22 protein-coding genes are annotated in these 21,713 nt (G+C 69.4%); 15 read left to right on the top strand and 7 right to left on the bottom strand.

Going from position 1 to position 21,713, the window contains the following annotated elements:
* Positions 1 to 308: 308 nt before the first annotated feature.
* Positions 309 to 1,769 (bottom strand): aldehyde dehydrogenase family protein, encoded by a 1,461-nt coding sequence (locus OG202_RS02685; protein ID WP_327731652.1) that lies wholly within the window; start codon positions 1,767 to 1,769, stop codon positions 309 to 311.
* 369 nt (positions 1,770 to 2,138) lie between these two features.
* Here OG202_RS02685 and OG202_RS02690 point away from each other — a divergent pair, with 369 nt between their 5' ends.
* Positions 2,139 to 3,083: a superoxide dismutase gene (locus OG202_RS02690; RefSeq protein ID WP_327731650.1), complete on the top strand. Its 945-nt coding sequence runs from the start codon at positions 2,139 to 2,141 to the stop codon at positions 3,081 to 3,083.
* Here OG202_RS02690 and OG202_RS02695 read toward each other — a convergent pair.
* Positions 3,053 to 3,628 carry an aldehyde dehydrogenase family protein gene (locus OG202_RS02695; RefSeq protein ID WP_405892416.1) on the bottom strand — a complete coding sequence of 192 codons (576 nt, stop codon included), beginning with the start codon at positions 3,626 to 3,628 and terminating at the stop codon, positions 3,053 to 3,055. The genes OG202_RS02690 and OG202_RS02695 overlap by 31 nt on opposite strands.
* A 243-nt stretch (positions 3,629 to 3,871) precedes the next feature.
* Here OG202_RS02695 and OG202_RS02700 point away from each other — a divergent pair, with 243 nt between their 5' ends.
* Complete coding sequence (locus OG202_RS02700; RefSeq protein ID WP_327731649.1) at positions 3,872 to 4,663, top strand: IclR family transcriptional regulator domain-containing protein; 792 nt, start codon at positions 3,872 to 3,874, stop codon at positions 4,661 to 4,663.
* A 53-nt stretch (positions 4,664 to 4,716) separates the two neighbouring features.
* Here OG202_RS02700 and OG202_RS02705 read toward each other — a convergent pair whose 3' ends face one another.
* From OG202_RS02705 to OG202_RS02715, 3 genes are all read right to left on the bottom strand, one after another.
* On the bottom strand, positions 4,717 to 5,628 hold the full coding sequence (locus tag OG202_RS02705; RefSeq protein ID WP_327731647.1) for an SDR family NAD(P)-dependent oxidoreductase: 912 nt from the start codon (positions 5,626 to 5,628) through the stop codon (positions 4,717 to 4,719).
* A 140-nt stretch (positions 5,629 to 5,768) separates the two neighbouring features.
* Positions 5,769 to 6,386, bottom strand: coding sequence for a response regulator transcription factor (locus OG202_RS02710; protein WP_327731646.1), 618 nt, complete (start codon positions 6,384 to 6,386; stop codon positions 5,769 to 5,771).
* A gap of 17 nt (positions 6,387 to 6,403) precedes the next feature.
* Positions 6,404 to 8,059, bottom strand: a complete 1,656-nt coding sequence (locus tag OG202_RS02715; protein ID WP_327731645.1) for a sensor histidine kinase — start codon at positions 8,057 to 8,059, stop codon at positions 6,404 to 6,406.
* A 372-nt stretch (positions 8,060 to 8,431) separates the two neighbouring features.
* Here OG202_RS02715 and OG202_RS02720 point away from each other — a divergent pair, with 372 nt between their 5' ends.
* Positions 8,432 to 10,072 carry an AMP-binding protein gene (locus OG202_RS02720; protein ID WP_327731644.1) on the top strand — a complete coding sequence of 547 codons (1,641 nt, stop codon included), beginning with the start codon at positions 8,432 to 8,434 and terminating at the stop codon, positions 10,070 to 10,072.
* 210 nt (positions 10,073 to 10,282) lie between these two features.
* Here the strand turns inward: OG202_RS02720 and OG202_RS02725 are convergent, their stop codons facing one another.
* Positions 10,283 to 10,435: a hypothetical protein gene (locus OG202_RS02725; RefSeq protein ID WP_327731643.1), complete on the bottom strand. Its 153-nt coding sequence runs from the start codon at positions 10,433 to 10,435 to the stop codon at positions 10,283 to 10,285.
* A gap of 165 nt (positions 10,436 to 10,600) precedes the next feature.
* Here OG202_RS02725 and OG202_RS02730 point away from each other — a divergent pair, with 165 nt between their 5' ends.
* The 9 genes from OG202_RS02730 (at position 10,601) to OG202_RS02770 (ending at position 17,037) form a co-directional block, all read left to right on the top strand.
* Positions 10,601 to 11,350, top strand: a complete 750-nt coding sequence (locus OG202_RS02730; RefSeq protein WP_328222253.1) for a PIG-L deacetylase family protein — start codon at positions 10,601 to 10,603, stop codon at positions 11,348 to 11,350.
* A complete protein-coding gene (locus OG202_RS02735) occupies positions 11,347 to 11,685 on the top strand; it encodes a hypothetical protein (RefSeq protein ID WP_327731638.1) in 339 nt (112 codons plus the stop codon). The genes OG202_RS02730 and OG202_RS02735 overlap by 4 nt, the downstream gene beginning before the upstream one ends.
* 142 nt (positions 11,686 to 11,827) lie before the next feature.
* Positions 11,828 to 12,865 carry a PDR/VanB family oxidoreductase gene (locus OG202_RS02740; protein ID WP_327731637.1) on the top strand — a complete coding sequence of 346 codons (1,038 nt, stop codon included), beginning with the start codon at positions 11,828 to 11,830 and terminating at the stop codon, positions 12,863 to 12,865.
* A gap of 121 nt (positions 12,866 to 12,986) precedes the next feature.
* Positions 12,987 to 14,045 (top strand): aromatic ring-hydroxylating dioxygenase subunit alpha, encoded by a 1,059-nt coding sequence (locus OG202_RS02745; RefSeq protein WP_328222254.1) that lies wholly within the window; start codon positions 12,987 to 12,989, stop codon positions 14,043 to 14,045.
* Positions 14,042 to 14,758 (top strand): alpha/beta fold hydrolase, encoded by a 717-nt coding sequence (locus OG202_RS02750; protein ID WP_328222255.1) that lies wholly within the window; start codon positions 14,042 to 14,044, stop codon positions 14,756 to 14,758. The genes OG202_RS02745 and OG202_RS02750 overlap by 4 nt, the downstream gene beginning before the upstream one ends.
* Positions 14,759 to 14,776: 18 nt before the next feature.
* A complete protein-coding gene (locus OG202_RS02755; protein ID WP_060905174.1) occupies positions 14,777 to 15,058 on the top strand; it encodes a muconolactone Delta-isomerase family protein in 282 nt (93 codons plus the stop codon).
* Positions 15,055 to 15,807: an SDR family NAD(P)-dependent oxidoreductase gene (locus OG202_RS02760; protein WP_328222256.1), complete on the top strand. Its 753-nt coding sequence runs from the start codon at positions 15,055 to 15,057 to the stop codon at positions 15,805 to 15,807. Before OG202_RS02755 ends, OG202_RS02760 begins: the two co-directional genes overlap by 4 nt.
* 32 nt (positions 15,808 to 15,839) lie before the next feature.
* On the top strand, positions 15,840 to 16,196 hold the full coding sequence (gene ligA / locus OG202_RS02765; RefSeq protein WP_328222257.1) for a protocatechuate 4,5-dioxygenase subunit alpha: 357 nt from the start codon (positions 15,840 to 15,842) through the stop codon (positions 16,194 to 16,196).
* 1 nt (position 16,197) lies between these two features.
* Complete coding sequence (locus OG202_RS02770) at positions 16,198 to 17,037, top strand: class III extradiol dioxygenase subunit beta (protein WP_327732369.1); 840 nt, start codon at positions 16,198 to 16,200, stop codon at positions 17,035 to 17,037.
* A gap of 524 nt (positions 17,038 to 17,561) precedes the next feature.
* Here OG202_RS02770 and OG202_RS02775 read toward each other — a convergent pair.
* A complete protein-coding gene (locus OG202_RS02775; protein WP_327731628.1) occupies positions 17,562 to 18,137 on the bottom strand; it encodes a TetR/AcrR family transcriptional regulator in 576 nt (191 codons plus the stop codon).
* Between the two features lie 101 nt (positions 18,138 to 18,238).
* On the opposite strand from OG202_RS02775, the gene OG202_RS02780 reads away from it, so the two are divergent.
* The 3 genes from OG202_RS02780 to OG202_RS02790 all read left to right on the top strand — a co-directional run bounded on the left by OG202_RS02780 (position 18,239) and on the right by OG202_RS02790 (position 21,498).
* A complete protein-coding gene (locus OG202_RS02780) occupies positions 18,239 to 19,204 on the top strand; it encodes an SDR family NAD(P)-dependent oxidoreductase (protein WP_327731627.1) in 966 nt (321 codons plus the stop codon).
* A gap of 124 nt (positions 19,205 to 19,328) precedes the next feature.
* Positions 19,329 to 20,051, top strand: coding sequence for a YceI family protein (locus OG202_RS02785; RefSeq protein ID WP_327731626.1), 723 nt, complete (start codon positions 19,329 to 19,331; stop codon positions 20,049 to 20,051).
* Positions 20,052 to 20,508: 457 nt separating this feature from the next.
* Complete coding sequence (locus OG202_RS02790; protein ID WP_327731625.1) at positions 20,509 to 21,498, top strand: nuclear transport factor 2 family protein; 990 nt, start codon at positions 20,509 to 20,511, stop codon at positions 21,496 to 21,498.
* Positions 21,499 to 21,713 lie beyond the last annotated feature (215 nt).

Here is a 21,713-nt window from a genome sequence, read left to right on the forward strand (position 1 = left end):
CGACCACGGTCTGCGCTGGCACCTGAGCGCCCGGGTCGTCAACGGCATGCACAACGAGGACGCGGTCGGCTTCACCACCGCCCGCCGTTTCGCGCCGAACCGCCCGTACCGGGTCACCTTCAACGGTGGCGTCCACGGCCCGGGCGACAACGCCTGCTGCCAGGCCGCCATGCCCCCGGCTCACCTCCGGCTCTTAAGAGCCGGGGACGGAGTTCACCCGGCCGATCCGGCCGGGAGGGCCCGCCGGCGGCGGCCGGGCGCTCGGAGCGGGCCCCGTCGAGGGGTCAGACGAGGGGTCAGACGAGGGGTCAGACGAGGGAAATTACGACCGACTTGGTCCTCGTGTACGCCTGCAGCGCCTCCGGGCCGGATTCGCGTCCGTAGCCGGACTGCTTGACGCCCCCGAAGGGCACGGCGGGATCGAGCATGGCCCAGTCGTTGACCCAGACGATGCCGGCGTCCAGTCGCGCGGCGACCCGATGGGCGCGCGCCAGGTCGGAAGTCTGCAGACCGGCGGCGAGTCCGTACGGCGTGCTGTTCGCCAGCGCGATCGCCTCTTCCTCTGTGTCGAAGGGCTGAACCGTCAGTACCGGGCCGAAGATCTCCTCCTGGACGGTGCGGGCGTCGTTGTCCAGGCCGGCGATGACGGTGGGCTTGAAGTAGTAACCGCCGTCGAGTTCCAAGCGCTCACCGCCGACGACGATGCGGCCGCCGTCCTCGACGGCCGCTTTCACGAAGCGCTCGACGTTCTCCACGTGCCGCTCGCCGGCCATCGGCCCGACGACGGTGGCCGGGTCGAAGGGGTCGCCGACGGGGACCGCCGGAACCGCGTCGGCGAGGATGCCCAGCATGGTGTCGTACAGGGACCGGTGGACCAGCAGCCGGGGTCCGCCCATGCAGAACTGTCCGGTGTTGAAGACGAAGGCCTTGATGATCGCGCCGATCGCTTTCCCGACGTCGGCATCCTCGAAGACGATGTGCGGCGCGTTGCCGCCCAACTCCATGGTGACGGGCTTGAGTTGTTCGCCGGCCGTGCTCGCCGCCAGGCGGCCGACCCTCGTCGACCCTGTGAAGGCGATCTTGTCGACGCCTGGGTGACGCACCAGTGCCTCTCCCAGGACGGGGCCGCTGCCGGTGACGACGTTCACCACTCCCGAGGGAACGCCGGCATCGGCGAGGATCTCCGCCATCAGCAGCGCGCTGAGGGGGGTCTCGTCGGCCGGTTTGTGGACGATGGTGTTGCCGGCCGCCAGGGCGGGGGCGAACTTCGACGTGCTCAGGATCAACGGGAAGTTGAACGGGGTGATCGCTCCCACCACGCCGATGGGCTCCCTGCGGGTGTAGGCGTGGGAGGGTATGGGGAGCTGCCGCGTGGCCCCGTCGAGGCTCTGCGCCAGCGCCGAGTAGTACTCGTACGTCTCGGCCACGGTCTCCACGTCCACCCCCCGGCTGAACGAGACGGGCTTGCCGACGTCGAGGCTCTCCACGGCGGCGATCTCGTCCGCCCGTTCGCGCACCAGATCGGCCACCCGGTGCAGCACACGGGCGCGCTCGCGGGCCGGTGTCCGGGGCCACGGCCCCGCGTCGAACGCATCACGGGCAGCGGCCACCGCGGCGGCGAGATCGGTCCCGTCGGCGTCCGCGACCGTGGTGACGACTTTGCCGGTGGACGGGTCGATGACGTCGCGCCGTTCCTTGGACTCCGCGTCCCGCCACTCTCCGCCGATGAACAGCCTGCCCGGTTCGATGTGCGGTCGCTGCACGCTCATGCCCGCTCGCCTTCCCGGTGCGGCGCGAAGCCATCACCGTACTCACGCCGGTCGCGCCACTGCGACCGGCAGGTTTTCGGATGATGGCCCAGCGGTGACGGCACTGGACAGAGAGCCGGGAGGCGAGCGCTGGAAGTAAGGACGAATGACGTATCTCGTGCGCGACGTTCGGCCTTGCGAGGTCGGTCTGGTGTCGAGTGGCACGCCTTCGCGGTCCGTGCTCCCACCGGCCCGGCAGCGTTCCGTCCGATGGGCCGAGGAGAGTCAGGACATTCGTCGCTGTGCACATGTACTTGAACTCTCAAGAATTGATCCAGGAGCCCAGCCGGACCGGCACGGCCCGTCTTGTTTTCCGTGGAAGGACGATCGATGACAAGTTCTCTCGCACGCAGGCAGATTCTCGGCGCGGGCATCGCCCTGGGAGCGACGGCCCTGATCGGTGGTACGGCACAGGCCGCCCCGGGCACCGCCAGATCCTGGCCCGGGGAGTTCTCGCTGCCCAACGGCTGGGGGCCGGAGGGAGTCGCGATCGGCTCCGCGCCGTACGCCTACTTCGGATCGATCGCCACCGGCGGCGTGTACCGGGTGAACCTCACGAACGGCAAGGGCAAGGTCGTCCACCGCGGCCTGGGACGCATGACGGTCGGCCTGAAGGTCGACTCCTGGGGCCGGCTGTTCCTGGCCGGCGGCAGCAGTGGTGAACTGCGGGTCGTCGACGCCCACAGTGGTGCGCTGCGCGCCAACCACGTGGTCGCCGGCGAGAACAGTTTCGTCAACGACGTCCTGCTCACCCGCGACGCCGCCTGGTTCACCGAGTCGTTCAGCGCACAGCTGTTCAAGCTGCCCCTGGGCCGGCAGGGCCGCATCGGCGCCCCGGAGAGCCTCACGCTGAGCGGTGACTGGGTGCAGTCCGGTTTCACGTCCAACGGCATCTCGCTCACCCCCGACGGCAGCGCCCTGCTCGTCACCAACGCGGCCGCGGACGGCGGATCACTGATGCGCGTCAACCCCCGCACCGGCGTGGCCCGCAAGGTGGACCTGGGTGACACGGCGCTGCCCAGCGGCGACGGGCTGGTGCTCATCGGCCGCACTCTCTACGTGGTCCAGCCCAACCCCAACCAGGTGGACGTGATCCGGCTCAACCGGTCGGGCACAAGGGGCACCGCGATCGGGGTGATCAGGGACGACCGCTTCGACCTGCCCACCACGGCCGCCGCGTACAAGGGTCGGCTCTACCTGCCCAACTCCCGCTTCACCACCCCGGACCGGGACGAGAACACCCCTTACAACGCGGTGTCCGTGCCGTTGGTGTGACGTACGGCCGGAGTACGACTGGACCCCGTCCGCTCGAAGCGGGCGGGGTCCGTTGCTCTGACGTACGGCCGGAGTGCGGCTGTACCCCGCCCGCTCAAGGCCGGCGGGGTACAGCCGCACTCGCCGTTTCTATCCGTGCGTCGTGATGGTGTGCGCTTCGGTGAAGGAGAGTCGTTGTTGACCCGGTCCACCACGGAATCGACGTCGTCGAAAGGCAGGATCGGCAGGGCGGGGCCGAACTGCTGCTCGGTGACGATCCGCAAGCGGGGGTCGGGGTCGAGGACGAGTGCGGGACGCAGGAAGTGGCCCGCGGAGGTGGCGGCGCCGGGGGCCAGGGTGCCCCGTTCACGCACCTCGGCTCCGGCGTCGGCGGCCTCGGCCAGCATGGCGGTGACTGTGTCGCGTTGGGCGGCGCTGTTGAGCGGGCCCATGGTCGAGGCGGGATCGGTTCCCGCGCCCACGCAATGAGTGTCGAGGGCGGAGGTCAGCGCGTCGACGAGTTCGTCGTAGCGGGAGCGATGGACGTACACCCGTTTGACCGCCATGCAGACCTGGCCGCTGGTCAGGGAAGCGCCCTGGACGAGCTACCAGGAAGCGCGGGAAGGAAGGGGCGATGACGCCTGTCGGACAATCATCCACCTGACGGACAGCTTTGGGTCAGCGTCACTTCGGACCCTTCCGGTGTCAACCCCTTCGCTGGGAAGCCCCGCCTGAACTCATGTCCGCAGCGCGGACACGCGTTAGGGTGACGGCGGGAATCCATAGCTCGACCGCAGCCGAGGAGTCGCGTGCCACGCCAGGGAACAGGACCGGATTTCATCGAGGCATTGGCCCGAGGGCTCGGGGTCATTGCCGCGTTTCCGCCCGGGCAGCCACAGATGTCACTGGCTCAGGTCGCCGGCGCCACCGGGCTCGCCAGGCCGACCGCCCGCAGGATTCTGCTGACCCTGGAGGAACTGGGCTATGTCCGCTCGTGTGAGGCGGGGTTCGCGCTGACCCCCAGGGTGCTCGAACTCGGGGTCGCCTACGTACGCTCCATGGGTCTGTGGGACATCGCGCGGCCCCATATGGAGCGCCTGGTGGAGCGAACCGGCGAGTCGTGCTCCGTGGCTCAGCTGGACGGATCGGACATCATCTATGTGGCCCGGGTGGCTGTCCCCAAGCTCGTGACCCTGTCGGTGCAGATCGGAACACGGTTTCCGGCTCTGCAGACCTCTCTGGGAAAGGTACTGCTGGCAGCCTTGCGGGCCGATGAGCTGAAGCAGGTGCTCGCCGAGCCTTCCCGCTCGGGGCTGACGCCGTGCTGGCAGCCTGACCTCGGCGAACGTGACGCGGCCCTGCGCGAGGTGCGAGCACGGGGATGGGCGCTGACGGACCAGCAGTTGGCGCCCGGTATCCGGTCGGTCGCGGCCCCGCTGCGTGACGGCTCCGGCCAGGTCATCGCGGCGCTCAATGTCAACTGTCACGCGGCCGAGACATCGGTCGAGCGACTTGTCGAGGAGCATCTGCCACCGCTGTTGCAGACGGCGGGAGACATCAGCGCGGATTTCGCCCGCGTCGCCGCGGTGCCGCAGGCCTGAGGAGCCACTGCCCCCTGCACGGACCTGAGGGCCGTCGAGGGGCCGCGTGCGCGTCACGCCTCCTCGAAGGCCGCCAGATCGAGGGGCGTGGGCCTGAAGTCCTGAAGCCGGTCCGCATAGGTGCCGGAGAAGAGTTCCGCGACTGATCCGGCGGTCCAGCCGTCCTGCCGGAACCGCTCCTCGACCTCACCGGGGTGCGTCCACAGAGCGATCCGGTCGCCCCCCGCCGCGATGGCCTGTCCGGTGATGTGGGCCGACTCCTTCGACGCCAGATACACGATGACCGGTGCCACGTCGTCCGGCGATCCCAGCCCCTGCCGCCGGACGGCGTCGGGAACGGGCTCCCCCGCGTCGACCTTCGCCACGAGGTCACCGACCCGGGGCATGGTCGCCACCATGCGGGTCAGCGCGGTGGGCACGATGGCGTTGACGGTGACATCGATCTTCGCGAGTTCGAGCGCCCAGGTGCGTGCCATCGCGACGATCGCGCCCTTGGAGGCCGAGTACGCGGTCTGGCCGAAGCTGGCGCGCTGCCCCGCCGGCGATCCCACCAGGATGAGCCGACCGCCCTCGCCCTGTTCCCGGAAGTGGGCCGCCGCCGCGCGGCCGCAGGTGAACGTACCGCGCAGATGGCTGTCGACGACGACGTCGAAGTCGTCGTCGGTGGTGTTGCGCAGGGTCCTGTCACGCAGCGCACCGGCGTTGGTGACCATCACATCGAGCCGGCCGAACTCGTCGACCGCGCGCCGCACCAGCCCGTCGGCGAACTCGGAACCGCCGACCGCCCCGACGTGCGCGACAGCTGCTCCGCCCGCGTCCGTGATCAGGTCGACCGTCTCCTTGGCCACGTCGGCGTCCAGGTCGTTCACGACGACGGAGGCACCCGCCGCCGCCATGGCACGGGCGTAGGCACGTCCCAGGCCTCGGCCCGCACCTGTGACAATGGCGGCTTTGCCGTCGAGCATGATGTCCTCCTGAGCTGGTCGATACGGCGTCCTTCTGAGCGTAGGAACGCCGGGGCCCGTGAGGATCCCGCTGATGACGGCACCTGTGGCCGACCTCTGTCCCGTCCGGTCCGGGACATCCGTCGCGGTCGGCGGAGCGGTCAGCCCTTCGGGGGCACCAGCCCTTGCCGTACCGCGAGCAGCGCGGCCTGGGTCCGGGAGGTGAGCCGGAGTTTGCGCAGGACGTTGCTCACGTGGGTGCGGGCGGTGCGCTCGCTGATCACCAACTCGTCGGCGATCTGCTGGTTCGACCGTCCTTCGGCGACCAGGACGAGGACATCGCGTTCCCGGCCGGTGAGCGAGGCGAGCCCGGTCGGTGGCGAAACGATCTCCTGGGTGAGTCCCCTGGCCACCGCGGGGTCGAGGAAGACCTCGCCCCGGGCGGCCGCGCGGATCGCGGCTACCACCTCACCCGCATCGGCGTCCTTGAGCAGGTAGCCGGCGGCTCCCTGGGCGAGCGCCGCGTGGACGCGTTCCATCTCGCCGAAGCTGGTGAGCACCACGACCCGGACACCGGGGTGACGCTGCTTGATCGCTCCGATCGCCGTGGCCCCGTCCATCCTGGGCATGAGCAGGTCGATCAGCACCACGTCCGGCAGTTCCCGGTGCACGGCCATCGCGTCCAGCCTGGTGAGCGCCTCCTGGCCGTCGGCGGCCTCCGCAGCCACCTCCATGTCGTCCAGGACCTCGAGGTAGGCGCGGATTCCGCGGCGTACCACGGCGTGGTCGTCGACGATCAGGACCCGGACCGGGCGGAGTGCTCCGCCTCCGTGAGCGGGACTGCCGACGGAGCGTTCCGGCCGCGCTCCGAGTCCGCGGGCGGCGCCTGGGGCACTCGTACCGGAAGGGGTACGACGACCCGTACGGTCGTGCCGCTCCTCGCGCCGGATCTGATCCTCATGGTGCCGCCCCATCGCTCCGCCCTTTCGCGCATGGTCGTCAGTCCGTAGCCGTGGTGCCGGTGGGGACCGGTGCTTCGGCCCCCTTCGCTGTCCGGCGCGTCCCGTCGTCCGCCGGAGTCCGCGAATCCGCAGCCGTCATCGCGGATCACGGCGGTCAGTGTGTGGTCACGTATGCCGAGGCGGATGGTGACGGCGGTGGCCTCCGCATGCTTGACCACGTTGTGGATGGCCTCGGCGACGATCCGGTACATGTCCTCGGCCAGTTCGGGTTCGACCGCGTCCACTTCCTGCCCGCACTCCAGCCGAATGCTGAGACCCGTCCGGTTCTCGGTGCTCTTGACGAGCGTGGTCACCGCGTCCTCCAGCCCGAGCCGTAGGGAGTCGGACGGACGGAGTTCATGCACCATGGCCCGGAGATCGGCGAGGACGGTCCGCGACAGGGACCCGACTTCGTCCGCGAAGTTCCGGACCGCCACCGCGGAAACCGCTTCGCCCCGCGCACCCAGCACTCCCACGGCGTTGGCCTGCATGCCGATGGAGAACACCTGCTGGACGATCGAGTCGTGCAGGTCGCGGGCGAGGCGCTGACGCTCGTTGCGGCGGGCACCCTCACGCTCCGTCTGGAGCAGCGTGGCGTGGTCGACGGCGAGGGCGGCCTGTTCCGCCATGGCGGCGAGGAACTCCAGTGTCCGGCTGCCGATCTCCTGGCCGGGGGCGAAGTAGGCGTTCAGCACCCCTTCGGGACGGCCGCGCGCCATCAGCGGCACACTGACGAAAGAGTCCCAGTTCAGCTCCCCGAGGTACGCGTGCAGCGGTTCCCAGGCGGGGTCCTCGAGGATCTGGGCCCATCGGTGCGGCACGACGATCGGCTTGCGCTCCCTCAGGGTGTCCAGCATGCGCAGCCTGGCGCCCCGGTCACGACACTCCAGGAGACGGTCGAGGAACCCGTCCCAGTGCCGCAGCCCTGCAGAACCCATCAGCCTCAGTTCTCGGCCGGTGCTGTCGAGGGTGAGGATCTGCACGCCGGCCAGGCCGTCCGCCTGGACGATCTGCTGGGCCACGGCGTCCAGTGTCGAGCCGAGCGAGCCTTCCGAAGCCAGCGCTATCGACGTCCGGGCGATCGCCGCGATCCTGCGCTGCCGATGCCATTCGTCGGTGACGTCGCGGAACGACACCACCGTGAACTTCGGGTCGGTCGGCAGACTGCGGGTCCGGTAGGCAAACTCGCGACGGGGTCCGGATGCGGGCTCCCAGTGGGCCACCTGCTCGTCCGATCGAGCTTCCAGCAGCCCGGCCCGGCATGCGCCGACCCCCTCCGCCGGCGTGAACGGGGACGGCCCACCGATCAGCTCACCCTCCGAGTCCGCCTCGAGCAGCGCGACGGCCGCCGGGTTCAGCCGTACGAAGCGGCCCACGCAGTCCAGAACGGCGAGGCCGTCCGGCGCGGCGGCGGCGATGTCGTCCCACCCCACGAGCGGCGACGCGGACATGACCGATCTCCTCATGGTCGACGAACGATGAACCTGCCCGGAAGCCCGCTCTGCCAGGCGGACGCGGCGTGGAACCGGGTACCTGCGCGGCAGGCGTCGGTCGGCCTGGGGACGAAGCCGACTCAGGGCCGGTCACAGCATCGTAGCCTGGCGGATTCCGGGCGGTCCTACGTCATTCGACCTGTTCATCGGCGGGACGAAGCGCCGATCAGGTTCAGTCAATGCTCGCGTTCCCCCTCCTGAGGGCGGCTGCCTAGGTTGGAAGAGCGCCCCGTGGACCGTTACTCCCCCCAAAGGGTCCGCGGGGCCGCACGAGCGGCCTGCTCGATCATGTGGTCCGCGCGAGCCATCGAGGACGAGGAGGTCCGAGACGTGGACGTGTCCATCGGCACGATCTGGGAGGCGGTGTGCCATGCGCTGCCCCACGCCGTCGCCATCACGGAGCCCGGGCGCGAGATCACTTACCGTGAGTTCGACGAGCGGGCGTCACGGCTGGCCACCGCGATGGAAGAGGCCGGGGTCGGCGAGGGCGACACCGTGGCCTGCTACCTGTACAACGGCGCCACCTACCTGGAGACGGTCTTCGCCGCATTCAAACTCGGTGCCGTACCGGTGAACGCCAACTACCGCTACACCGGCGAGGAGCTCTCCGAACTCCTGACCGACGCCGACGCGGCAGTGGTCGTCTTCAGCGGCGCCCTGGCCGCCCGGGTCACGCATGCCGCCGACCATGTGAGCACGCTGAAGCTGCTCGTGAGGGACGGCGCTGAGCCTGCCGACGGCCCGGCCGGGCCTGTCGTACCCGAGCTGGAAGAACTGCTGGCGGAGCATGAACCGCGTAAGCCGCAGCCACGCCCCGGATCCGACCGGCTCTTCATGTACACCGGCGGGACCACCGGCAAGCCGAAGGGCGTGGTGTGGCGACAGAGCGATCTGCTGCACTCCCTGGTGGTCCCGATCTTCCATCCGCTCGGTGTCACCGAGCTGCCGGCGACGCTCGACGAGGCTGTGACCATCGCGGTCGAGGCACACCGCGAAGGCAGCGCGCCGACCACGATGCCCGTCGTGCCGCTGATGCACGCCACCGGACTGTTCAACACCATGGGCGCTTTGATGGTGGGAGGCAGGGCGGTCACCGCGCGGCAGGGCGGGCTCGACCCGGAGCACGTCTGGCGCACGGTCGCCGAGCAGCGGGTCGCGACGGTCATCGTCGCGGGCAATGCCGTGTGCCGACCGCTCGTCGACGAGCTCGTGCGGGCGGAGCAGGCGGGGATGCCGCACGCTCTGCGCTCTGTGCGCAGGGTCCTCAGCTCCGGCACGGCTCTCAGCGACGTACTCAAGCGGCGACTGCACGAGCGAGCCGAGATCACGGTCATCGATGCCATCGCGTCGAGCGAAGGGGGGCCTTTCGCCTTCGCGATCACCTCCTCCCTCAGAGACCTGCCCGCCCGATTCTTCCCCGTGCCCGCGACGAGGGTGATCGGCGACAACGACCGGTTCGTCGAACCCGGCAGTGACGACGTCGGGAAGCTCGCCTACTGCGGGCCCATGCCGCTCGGTTACTACAAGGACACCGAGAAGAGCGCGACGACGTTCCGCACGATCGACGGGGTCCGGTACGCGATCCCCGGTGATCTCGCCCGTCTTGAGGCCGACGGCGCGATCCGGTTCCTCGGACGCGGCTCGGGCGTGATCAACACGGGCGGGGAGAAGGTGCACCCGCAGGAAGTGGAGAATGCCCTGCTCTCCCACCCCGGTGTGACCGACTGTGTCGTCGTCGGCGTCCCTGACGAGACCTGGGGCGAGCGGGTCGCCGCCGTCGTGGCTGTCCGGGCGGACACGACCGTCACCGGGGAGGAGCTGCGCGACTGGGCTCGGCAGAGCCTCGCCGGCTACAAGGTGCCGCGCTCCGTGGTCCTGACGGACGTCCTGCCCCGAACCCCCACCGGCAAGCTCGAAGTCGCCTGGGCCAAGAAGACCGTCCAGGAGTCCGACGCGGGCGACAGGGTGTGACAGTCGGGTGCGAGCAGCCATGGCCGACCATCACGCCGCCGCGCGGCCCGTACGGCGGTCCACGCGGCGTTCCAGCGGCAGCGTCGGTCCGCAGGAGGCGTACGGCTTCGGTCCCGAGCCGATGGACGGAAGGGCCTCGTTCCCGCTCCCGGAAGGCGGAAGGCACTGGGGGTGCCGCGGGTCCGCCGTGGTCTGCTGCCACGGCCGGGCTCAGCTCGCGCGTTCCTGGCGGGCTTCGAGCGTCCGCAGTGTCTCCACCACACCGGCCACATGGTCCCGCACGGCGGCTTCGGCCGCCGCCGGGTCCTCGGTGACGATCGCCGCGATGATCCGGGTGACATCAACTTGGCTGATCCATTTCATCGCAACATCGGTCAAGTCCGTGCGAAGGCATGGGAGTTCGGCCGACATCCAAGCTCTCCGCCCCGGCACGCCGACAGCGATCCCGGCCGTCTCCGGCCCACATCCGGGGCCCACGTGCCTTTCCCTCTGCTCACCCACCCACCCCACTCGACCCAAGGAGTCCTGATGAGCCACGACACCTCCACTACGTCCGAAGGCACGCTGCTGGTGATCAGCGCGCACGCGGGCGACTTCGTCTGGCGGGCCGGCGGCGCCATCGCCTTGGCCGCCGAACGCGGTCAGCGCGCGAAGGTGCTGTGCCTGAGCTTCGGCGAGCGCGGCGAGTCCGCCCGTGCCTGGCGGGACGGCCTGCGCCTGGACGAGATCAAGGCGCTCCGCCGCACCGAGGCCACGAACGCCGCTGCCGCGCTGGGTGCGGAGATCGAGTTCCTGGACGCCGGGGACTACCCGCTGCTGGAGACCCAGGAGTTGGTGGACCGCGTCGTGCGCGTGTACCGGGAGGTGGATCCCGCGGTCGTCCTCACCCACACCCTTACGGACCCCTACAACGGCGACCATCCGGCCGCCGCCCGCATGGCGCTCCAGGCACGCGTGCTCGCCCAGGCGGTCGGTTACGACGCGCCCGGTGAACCGCTCGGCGCTCCCCCGGTGTTCTTCTTCGAGCCGCACCAGCCGGAGCAGTGCGACTTCAAGCCGAACGTCCTGCTGGACATCACCCCCGTCTTCGACAGGAAGCGCAAGGCCATGGAGTGCCTGGCCGCACAGCAGCACATGTGGGACTACTACACCGACCTCGCCAAGCGGCGCGGCGTTCAGCTGAAGCGCAACGCCGGACCCAACCTCGGCCTCGCACACGGGACCATGGGTGAGGCGTACGTGCGGCTCTACCCGCAAACGACGGATGTCCTGGCATGACGGCGCACAACGCGACGGGTGCCCGCGAGGCCACACACGTCTGGGTTCCCTTCCTCGACACGTCCCTGTACGTGCAGTTCACGGACGAAACCGACAGGGTGCACGGAACGGCCAGAACGTACGCCCCCCGGAGTCTGTTGGCCGAGGCCGTCCCCGAGGACGCACTCACACGCGACGACCGTTACGGCGTGGTGATGTGGCGCACCGACGTCGAACGGCTGCACGCCGTCGTGGAAGCCCTCTGGAACGAGGACGACCGCCAGGTGCGGATCCACCTCGACCAGGCCCCGCAGGCAGGCAGGGACGACGACATGCCCGGCCCGCGCGACGGATGACGTAGTCCGGGCCACGACCATACGCCGCCCCGGTCCGGTCATTCGAGCGATGACCTGGGCATCCTGCGGTGGCTAGCGTCGATCGTGCCGCCACCGACACCGGGCGGCCCGCCCTGCCGACCGTACCGAGGAGATGACGAACGTGACGAGCCCATCAGCCACCGCCCCGGACACGCGCCCTCTCGGTTCCGCCGCGGCCGGAACGCCGTCCGGGACCCGGCGCGGCACCGAGTTCGAAGGCACCGTCACGGTGCTGACCCGGCAGGCGGTGGCGGACGACGTCGTGTCGCTGGAGCTCGCGGCGAGCTCGGGCGAACCGCTGCCGGTCTGGCAGCCGGGCGCGCACATCGACGTCGTCCTGCCCACGGGCGCCACCCGGCAGTACTCGCTGTGCGGCCCGGTGGGAGACACGGCTCATTGGCGTGTCGCGGTGCTCCGGGAGCCCGACGGGCGCGGCGGATCGCAGTGGATCCACGACCACGTCGAGGAGGGCGGCGAACTTCGGGTGCGCGGCCCGCGCAACAACTTCCCGCTGCGGCCCGCCACCCGATACCTGTTCGTCGGCGGCGGCATCGGCATCACCCCCTTGCTCCCGATGATCGCCGAGGCCGATGCCGCCATGGCCGAGTGGTCCCTGCTCTACGGTGGCCGCACACCCTCCTCCATGGCGTTCCTGCCCGAACTGGAGGGCCACGGCGAGCGCGTGACAGTGCGGCCGCAGGACAAGCACGGACTGCTCGACCTCGCCGGCTTCCTCGGTGATCCCGACCCGTCCACCCTGGTGTACTGCTGCGGCCCCGCAGGGCTCATCGACGCGGTCGAAGCGCACTGCGCCGACTGGCCGACCGGTGCGCTGAACATCGAGCGGTTCGCCGCGGCGGCCGTCCGGCAGCCCGCCGACGACACGGCCGAGCAGCCGATCGAGGTGGAACTGCGGGCGTCCGGGACCACAGTGACCGTGCCGCCCGGCCTGTCGGTCCTCAAGGCCGTGGAGCAGGCGGGCGTCCCTGTCCTGTCCTCGTGCGAGGAAGGCATCTGCGGCTCGTGCGAGACCTCCGTCCTGGAGGGCGAGGTCGACCACCGCGACTCACTGCTCACCGAGGACGAGCGCGCCGCGAACGACACGATGCTGATCTGCGTCTCCCGGGCGCGCGGCGGACGCCTCGTCCTGGATCTCTGACACCCCCAGCTCGGTCCGGACAGCGCCCTGTCGGTCGCAAGCGGACCGGCTCACCTCAGTACCCGTCACCGACCCGGCACACGCCCGAGCCGGACGGCCGACGCCGAAGAAAGGACCCGCGATGACATTGACACAGCACGTGCGCAACGGCTGGTACCTGGGAGCCTGGTCCGACGAGATCGGCCGAACCCTCAAGCAGCGCTGGATCACCGACATCCCGGTCTGCTTCTACCGGCTGCCCGACCAGACCGTCACCGCCGTCGAGGACCGCTGCCCCCACCGCAAGTACCCTTTGTCCCTGGGTCACTTGGACGACGAGGGAACCCTCCAGTGCGACTACCACGGCTACCGCTTCGACGGCCAGGGCGTGTGCGTCGGGGTCGCCGAGCAGGCCGACCGACCCAAGGCGGCACTGCGCCGCTTCCCCCTGGTCGAGCGCGACGGTGCCATATGGATCTGGCCCGGCGACCCCGAACTGGCCGACGAGAGCCTCCTGCCCGACACCTCGTGGCTGACCGACCCGAGCTGGACCCATGTGCACGGCGTCGTCCCGCTGAAGGCACGGCACATGCTGCTCCTGGAGAACCTGCTCGACCTCACCCATGAGACGTTCCTGCATCCGACGAGCATCGGCAACGCCGCCGTCGCCGCGACCCCGATCGACGTGACCGTGGACGGCGACCGGGTCGGCTTCAGCCGCCGCATGATCGGCATCGAGGCCCCTCCGTTCTACGAGAAGTCCTGCGGACTGACCTCTCCGGTGGACCGCTGGCAGGACGGCGACTTCTACCCTCCGGGCATCTTCGTCCTCAACATCCGCGTCGCGGCCACCGGCACCGAGGAGCCGGACGGCTTCCACATGAAGGTGCTCTACGGGATGACACCGGGGCGCGGCAACGAGACGCACGACTTCTACGCGCTGGGCCGCGACTACCTCATCGACGACCAGGAGCTCACGAAGTTCCAGCACGAGCAGCAACTCGCCGTGATGCAGGAGGACGTCGACGCCCTGGAGGCGCAGGAGATCATGTACGCCACCGATCCGGGCGGCAGCGCCGAGTCCAGCATCAAGTCCGACCTCGCCGCACTCCGCGGACGCCGGGCGGTGGCGAAGATGCTCGCCCGTGAACAGCGCGCACAGCAGGACGCCCGCGTCCCTCACAGCAGGGCGTCCGTATGAGCGGCCGCCCCGTCTTCGTACTGCTCCACGGAGCCTGGCACGGCGGATGGGTATGGCAGCACGTCACACCTCTGCTGCGTGCGGCCGGGCACGAAGTGCACTCTCCCACGCTGACCGGGGTGAGCGACCGTGCCCATCTGCTCAGCCCGCAGGTCGGGCTCAGCACCCACATCCAGGACGTCGTGGCGCTGATCGAGACCCACGACGCCCGGGACGTCGTCCTCGTCGGGCACAGCTACGCCGGCCAGGTCGTCACCGGGGTCGCGGACCGGATCCCCGACCGGCTGGCCCAGCGCGTGCACCTCGATGCTTTCGTCGGCGACGACAAAGACGCGGCGATCGACCTCCTTCCCGAACACATCGCCGGGCACTACCGGGAGTCCGTGGCCGGACCCGGCTTCGGCTGGCTCATCCCGGTGCGCTCGCTGAGCGTGCTCGGCGTCGAGGACCAGGCGGACCTGGACTGGCTCGGCCCCCGGCTGACCCCACACCCCTGGCTGACCTACACCGAACCCCTCCGTCTCACCGGGAAGGCCGACCAGGTACCCGGCGCCTTCATCGAGTGCACCGACTGGATGCGGGTGTTCACCCCGCACGCCGAGCGTGCCGCCGCCCGTGGCTGGCAGGTCCACGAGATCGCCACCGGCCACGAGGCCATGGTCACCGCCCCGGGCCGACTGGCCGAACTGCTGCTGGAGATCGCGGCAGCCTGACCCGTGAAGGAACGCCCCATGGAATTCCTCGTCCGTACCGAGAACACGCTGCCCCCGGACACGCCTGACGACGTACGCGAGACCCTGCGCAAGGGCGAGCGCGAACGGGCCATGCAGCTCAGGGAGTCGGGAATCCTCAAGCGGCTGTGGCGGGTCCCGGGCCGCAACGCGACCATCGGCCTGTACGAGGCAGCCGATCCGGCGGAACTGCACGACGCTCTGGTCTCCCTGCCCATGTGGAAATGGATGGACATCACCGTCGAGGCGCTCGCCACCCATCCGCAGGAGAAGGCGCCATGACCGTGTGCCCTGACGGTCGAAGCCCACGGGTCGCGGTGGTCACAGGTGCCGCCGGTGGCCTGGGGCTCGCCGTCGCCCGCAGACTGGCCGAGGACGGATTCACGGTCGCCGCCCTGGACATCGCCGAACCCGACGACACGGACCCGACTCCGGGTGTCCGGGCCTGGCGTTGCGACGTCACAGATCCGGCCGCGACCCGCCAGGCCGTGACGGAGATCGCCGAAACGTACGGCGGTGGCCGGATCGATGTACTCGTCAACAACGCAGGATTGCTCTCCGGCCGGGCACCACTGCTGGAGACGACCCCGGAGGAACTGCACCGATTCTTCGCCGTCAACGCCGTCGGCCCGCTGCTCATGGTGCAGGCCTGTGTGCCCTGGCTGAGCGCAAGCCCGCATCGAGGGCGGGTGATCAATGTCGGGTCCCGCACCTTCTTCACGGGAGCGCCGGGCCAGATCGCCTACGTGGCCAGCAAGGGCGCACTCATCGGCATGACCCGGGTGATGGCCCGCGAACTGGGCGAGCGCCGGATCACCGTCAACGCGGTGGCACCCGCGCAGGTCGCGACGCCGGGCACCCGGGCGCACTCCGACGACGAGGTGTTCGCCGCGACCATGCGCCAACAGGCGATCAAGGAGTTCGTCACCCCGGAGCACTTCGCGGGACTCGTCTCCTATCTCGCGTCCCCCGACGCGGCCATGGTCACCGGCCAGACGCTCGTCTGCGACGGCGGCGGCCTCCTGCACTGACCGGCAACAACACGGGAGAGGAGAGGAACGGCATGTCCAGCACCACGCCCCAGGTCCCCGGCACCTACGTCTTCGACGCCGCGGAAAGCCGCCGCGCCCGGGCCCTCAACCGGCTCTGCGGTTCCCTCAAGGAGGCCGAGAACCGGGAGAGGTTCACAGCCGACGAAGCCGCGTACTGCGAGACGTACGGGCTCACGGCCCAGCAGCGGGACGCCGTCCTGCGACGGGACTGGAACCGGATGATGGAACTGGGCGGCTCCATCTTCTACATCTTCAAGCTCGCCATGGTCGACCAGAAATCCATGCAGTACCTCGGCGGGGTCTTCACCGGCATGACCACCGAGGAGTTCACGCAGGCGCTGAAAGCGGGAGGGCGGAACTTTGGCTGAGGTGACATGGGGTCTGGCCACCTCGCACGTACCGTCGATCGGTGCGGCCATGGACCACGGGAAGACGCAGGACCCGTACTGGAAAACGCTGTTCGACGGATACACGCCGGCGCGGGAGTGGATGGCCCGGCACACCCCCGACATCGCGGTCGTCATCTACAACGACCACGCCAACGCTGTCGACATGAGCGTCACCCCGACCTTCGCGCTGGGGACGGCCGAGTCGTACCGGGTGGCCGACGAGGGGTGGGGCAGCCGCCCGGTGCCCGCTGTCACGGGCGCTCCCGAGTTCTCCGACCACCTCGTCACGAGCCTGATCGACGCCTCCTTCGACCTCACCGTCTACCAGGAACTCGACGTCGACCACGGCCTGACCGTTCCCCTGTCGGTGTACTGCCCCGACCCCGGCGAACGCTGGCCCTGTGCTGTGGTCCCCCTTCTGGTCAACGTCATCCAGTACCCGCAGCCGACCGCCGCCCGCTGCCTGGCCCTCGGCCGCGCGCTCGGCGAGGCCATCCGCTCCTTCCCCGAGAACCTCAAGGTGGCCGTCTTCGGCACCGGCGGCATGTCCCACCAACTCGCCGGTGCCCGCGCGGGACTGATCAACCAGGACTTCGACCGGATGTTCCTGGACGCCATCGAGCACGACCCCGAGAAACTGGCCGCACTGACGCGCGAGCAGTACATCCGCGAGGCCGGCTCCGAGGGCATCGAACTCATCATGTGGCTGATCATGCGCGGCGCGCTGGGACCCCGGATCCGACGCGTGCACGCCACCTACCACGTACCCGCGTCCAACACGGCGGCCGGCATGGTGTTGTTCGAGAACCTGAGCCGGTGATTCACCGCAGTCCTGACCGGCCGACGCTGGTGACGTGGGAGCGACAGGGTGCTGGATCGACTGCTCGGGGTTTCACCCGGCGTGATCGACATGACGCTCGATCCGCTGGTCGGAGCCCCGAACGGCGGCGTGACGACGGCATCGTGGCTGACCGGCGCGGTTCACGACGATGGGCAACCGCCCCCGCGTCCATGGAGGCGATCTCGCGGTGCTTGCTGTGTACGCCCAGCCGCTCGGTGTTCTCCGGTTCGCCGTTTCCTGAGTGGTTGGTGCGCTGTCGGACGCGTCCGGAGTCGGTTCCGCCTCTGCGGGAGCGCACGCCGAGCCCCTTCCGACGAGGGAAGAACGCAGGTCGCTCGGCGCTGTGGCGGGAGACGCGTGTGACCTGGTCCGGCGTGGACCGCGGGCCGGGTTTCCTCCGGTGTGGGTCTCGCGACCGAACGGAGCCCGACGGCCCTACCGCTCCCGGCACGGGTGTGCCTCGCGACGAGGCCTGTCCTGGACACCCTTCGCACCGGGGTGCGTCAGCCGGAGCGGTAGCGGAGCCCGTCGAGCAGGAGGTCGAGCATGCGGCCCGCGCGGTCGCGCAGCCCTTTGTCGCTGGTGATCAGCAGAACACCGCCGAGGCTGAAGCCGACGTCCAGGGGGTCCACGTCCGAGCGCAGGACTCCCACTTCGGCCCCGGCGTGCAGCAGGGTGCTGATGGCGGTGCTGATCCGTTCCAGACTTTCGGCGAACGGATCCTCGTCGCCCGAGGCGATGACGGCCTTCAGCGCGTCCCCCATGCCCTGCTTGGTGGCCAGGTAGTCGATGAACAGGTCCATCCACTGCCGCATGGCCTGGTCGGGAGGGAGCTGTGCGAGCAGTTCCGTGGCGCTGTCGCAGACCCGGGCGAGTTCGTTGCGGTAGGCGGCCTCGAGCAGGGCCTCGCGGGTGGGGAAGTGCCGGTAGAGCGTTCCGATGCCCACGCCGGCGTCCTTGGCGATGGCCTCGAGGGACGCGTCCGTGCCGACCTCGGAGAACGCGCGCCCCGCGACTTCCAGCAGGCGTTCCCGGTTGCGTCTCGCGTCGGCACGCAGTCCACGTGTGGTGCTGGTCACAGCTTTCCTTCCTTCTAGACAACCGGAGGACCCTCCGTTTAAAGTTCAAACAACCGGAGGCACCTCCGCTTCAAGCGTAGCAAACAGGGAGCATTGCGAGAATGGCCACGAGGACAGGCATCACCACTCCGTTCACCAGCCGGTCCACGGCTTCCGACGTCATCGCGGGCATCGACCTCACGGGCCGCCGCGCCGTCGTCACCGGGGCCGCGTCCGGCATCGGCGTGGAGACCGCCCGGGCGCTCGCCGGCGCCGGCGCGGAGGTCACACTCGCCGTACGGGACACCGAGGCCGGCCACCGCACCGCCGAGGCCATCCGGGCCACCACCGGCAACGAAGGCGTACGGGTCGCCGCGCTGGACCTGACCGATCCGGCATCCGTCCGCGCGTTCACGGCCGCGTGGCAGGGTCCGCTGCACACCCTTGTCAACAACGCCGGGATCATGGCCGCCCCGGAGAGCCGCACACCCCAGGGCTGGGAGCTGCAGTTCGCCACCAACCACCTGGGGCACTTCGCCCTGACCACCGGACTGCACGGCGCGCTCGCCGGGGCCGGCGGTGCCCGCGTGGTGTCCGTGAGTTCCAGCGGGCACCTGTTCTCGCCCGTCGTCTTCGACGACCTCCACTTCACCGAGCGGCCCTACGACCCGTGGCTGGCGTACGGGCAGTCCAAGACGGCCAACGTGCTGTTCGCGGTCGAGGCCGGTCGGCGATGGGCCGACGACGGGATCACGGCCAACGCGCTGATGCCCGGCGGGATCCAGACCAATCTAGGGCGCTACATGGACGAAGCGCAGATTGGCCTGTTCATGACCCACCTGCAAGCCCTCCTCGGTGAAGGAACGCCCCTGCCCGAGATGTCTTTCAAATCGGTCGAACAGGGCGCCGCGACCTCCGTCCTGCTGGCCGCCTCACCCTTGCTCGACGGCATCAGCGGCCGGTACTTCGAGGACTGCGACGAGGCCCCACCGCACCAGCCGGGCACCAACACCGGGGTCGCGCCGCACGCCCTGGACCCGGAGGCGGCCGAGCGACTCTGGCAGGTCTCCGAGCAGCTCCTGGACTGACCTCACGCCGCTCGCCGACCACGACTGAGCCCGCGGACACCCGTAGCAGCCCTTCCGCCCAGGCCGACCCTCAATCAAATACTTGAAACTTCAGTTGAAAGTCCAAAATACTTAGGGAGACACCATGACAGGCAGTATCCGCAGGCACTGGAAGCGCTGGCTCATCGCCGGTGCGGCAACCGCCGCCGTGCTGGGCACGGCGGGCCCCTACGTCTACATCAACTACGTCCAGGACAAGCCACCGGCCGCCCTCTCGCTCGACAACCCGCCAGGCTCAGATTCCTCCGGCAGTTCCTCAGGCTCCGGGGAGCAGGCCGGGCAGGAGGGTGTCGACGGCGCCTGGCGGGTGGGCAGCGGCTCGCAGGCCGGCTACCGGGTCGACGAGGTCCTCTTCGGCCAGAACGTCACGGCGGTGGGCCGCACCGAGGAGGTCACCGGCGAGCTGGAGATCGAGGGCAACCGGGCCGTCAGCGGATCCTTCACCGTCGACCTGGCCTCGGTGAAGAGCGACTCCGACCAGCGCGACGGCCAGTTCCGCGGCCGGGTCATGAACACCGAACGGTACCCCGAGGCCACCTTCGAGCTCACCGAGCCCGTCGACTTCGGCTTGACGCCGGAGGTGGGCGAGCAGGTCAGCGCCGAGGCCACGGGCGAGCTGACCGTCCACGGCGAGACCAACCCCGTCTCCTTCGACCTCGACGCCCAGCGCACCGCCGACGGCTTCCGGGTCAACGGCTCCATTCCGGTCACCTTCGCCGACTACGGCATCGACGCACCCAACTTCGGCGGGATCGCAGTGGAGGACGAGGGAGACATCGAGTTCCTCCTCACCTTCGACCGCGCCTGAGCCCATACGGGGCCAGAGGGTTACACCAACCGTTCCTGTGGACTGAGCAGGGGTGAGTCCGTTCAGCCGCGCGCCCCGAACGGTCTTGGGCGAGCTGGTCCCCGGCGTACTCGACCCCGGGGCGGCGACACGCATCCTGTACGTGGTCCGGGGCCGGGAGGCCAGTTCCCTACGCGACCTGGCCAATTGGGTACGGCCAGAGACGACGGAGAGGCCCTGAACCATCACTCCGGTGGAGCAGAGGCCCCGCACACCGACGCCGTACCCGGCGTCCCAGATCGCACCATCACGCTAACCCGAACGGCCCAGGACACCGCAAGCCCGGAAACACGGTCGAGCTAACTCGACCTCATACGCACTCCTGGCGAGCAGCTACCACCCCTCGCTCACGCCCGATCTCTCACCAGACACCCAACGACGCGCTTCACCGCCGTCCGCACAGCATTGGAGACCCCCCATGTACGGCACCACACGGTCGAACAGCACCACCCGGACGACCCGTAAGGCCGTAGCCACCCTCCTGGCCGTGGCGACCGTAGGAGCAGTGGCCGGCTTCGCACCCGCCGCCACCGCCTCCGCACCGGCCCACAGCGGACTGACCCTCGGCCTCGACGCCCCGCACACGAGCCCCGCCACACAGGAGCGCAACAAGCGCGTCGCCGTTCACGTCCTCACCCAGCTCTTCGAGGAGGGCAACCTCAAGGTCGCCGACCGGTACATCCGCGCGGACTACATCCAGCACAATCCGGCCGCCCCCAACGGCCGGGAAGCGATCAAGAACTTCATCCGCGACTGGACCGCGCGCTTCCCGGACCACCAGTACAACGTGAAGCGGGTCCTCGCCCAGGGCAACCTGGTCCTGGTGCACTCCAACCCCGTCTATGAGCCCGGCACCCGTGGCGCGGCCGTGGTCGACATCTTCCGCTTCGACCCCAAGAGCGGCATGATCGCCGAGCACTGGGACACGGTCCAGGACGTGCCGGCGACCACCGTCAACGGCAACGACATGTTCGGTACGGTCAGCAACCCGCACACGAACCAGCCCAGCGGCCCCCGCTGGAGCACACCTCTCAGCGAGAAGATCGCCACCCGTTACTTCGACACCCTCCTCGTCGACAAGAACCCCGACGCCGTCAGGTTCCTCGCGCCGGAGTACTACCAGCACAACCCGACCATCCCCAGCGGCTCGGCCGGCCTGCGTGAGCAGTTCACCAATTTCTTCCGCCAGTTCCCGAACTTGATCGTGGAACGCAAGCGCGTCATCGCCGACAAGGACTACGTCGCCATCCACGCGCACTACCGCCTCAGTCCCGAGGACCGTGGGCAGTCCGTCGTGGACATCTTCCGGGTCAAGAAGCAGAAGAATGGCGAGCTCAAGATCATCGAGCACTGGGACGTCCTGCAGGACGTCCCGGCCACCTCCGCCAACGACAACACGATGTTCTGACCTCTCCGATCCTCGCGGTCCCGTGGCCCGTCACCGGTCGGTGACGGGCCACTCATTTCTCGGCAGCGGACATAACTCCGACCGCGTCACCCCATTGCAGCTTTGCATGTAGCCATCCAAGGGCTTGATTTACCAGCCACTCCTGCACCACTGTGTCCGCTGTACGGACGATCGTCCGTCCAGCGGTCGAGCCCGGAACGAATCGAGGAGGATTC

Source organism: Streptomyces sp. NBC_00310, assembly GCF_036208085.1.
Taxonomy (GTDB): domain Bacteria; phylum Actinomycetota; class Actinomycetes; order Streptomycetales; family Streptomycetaceae; genus Streptomyces.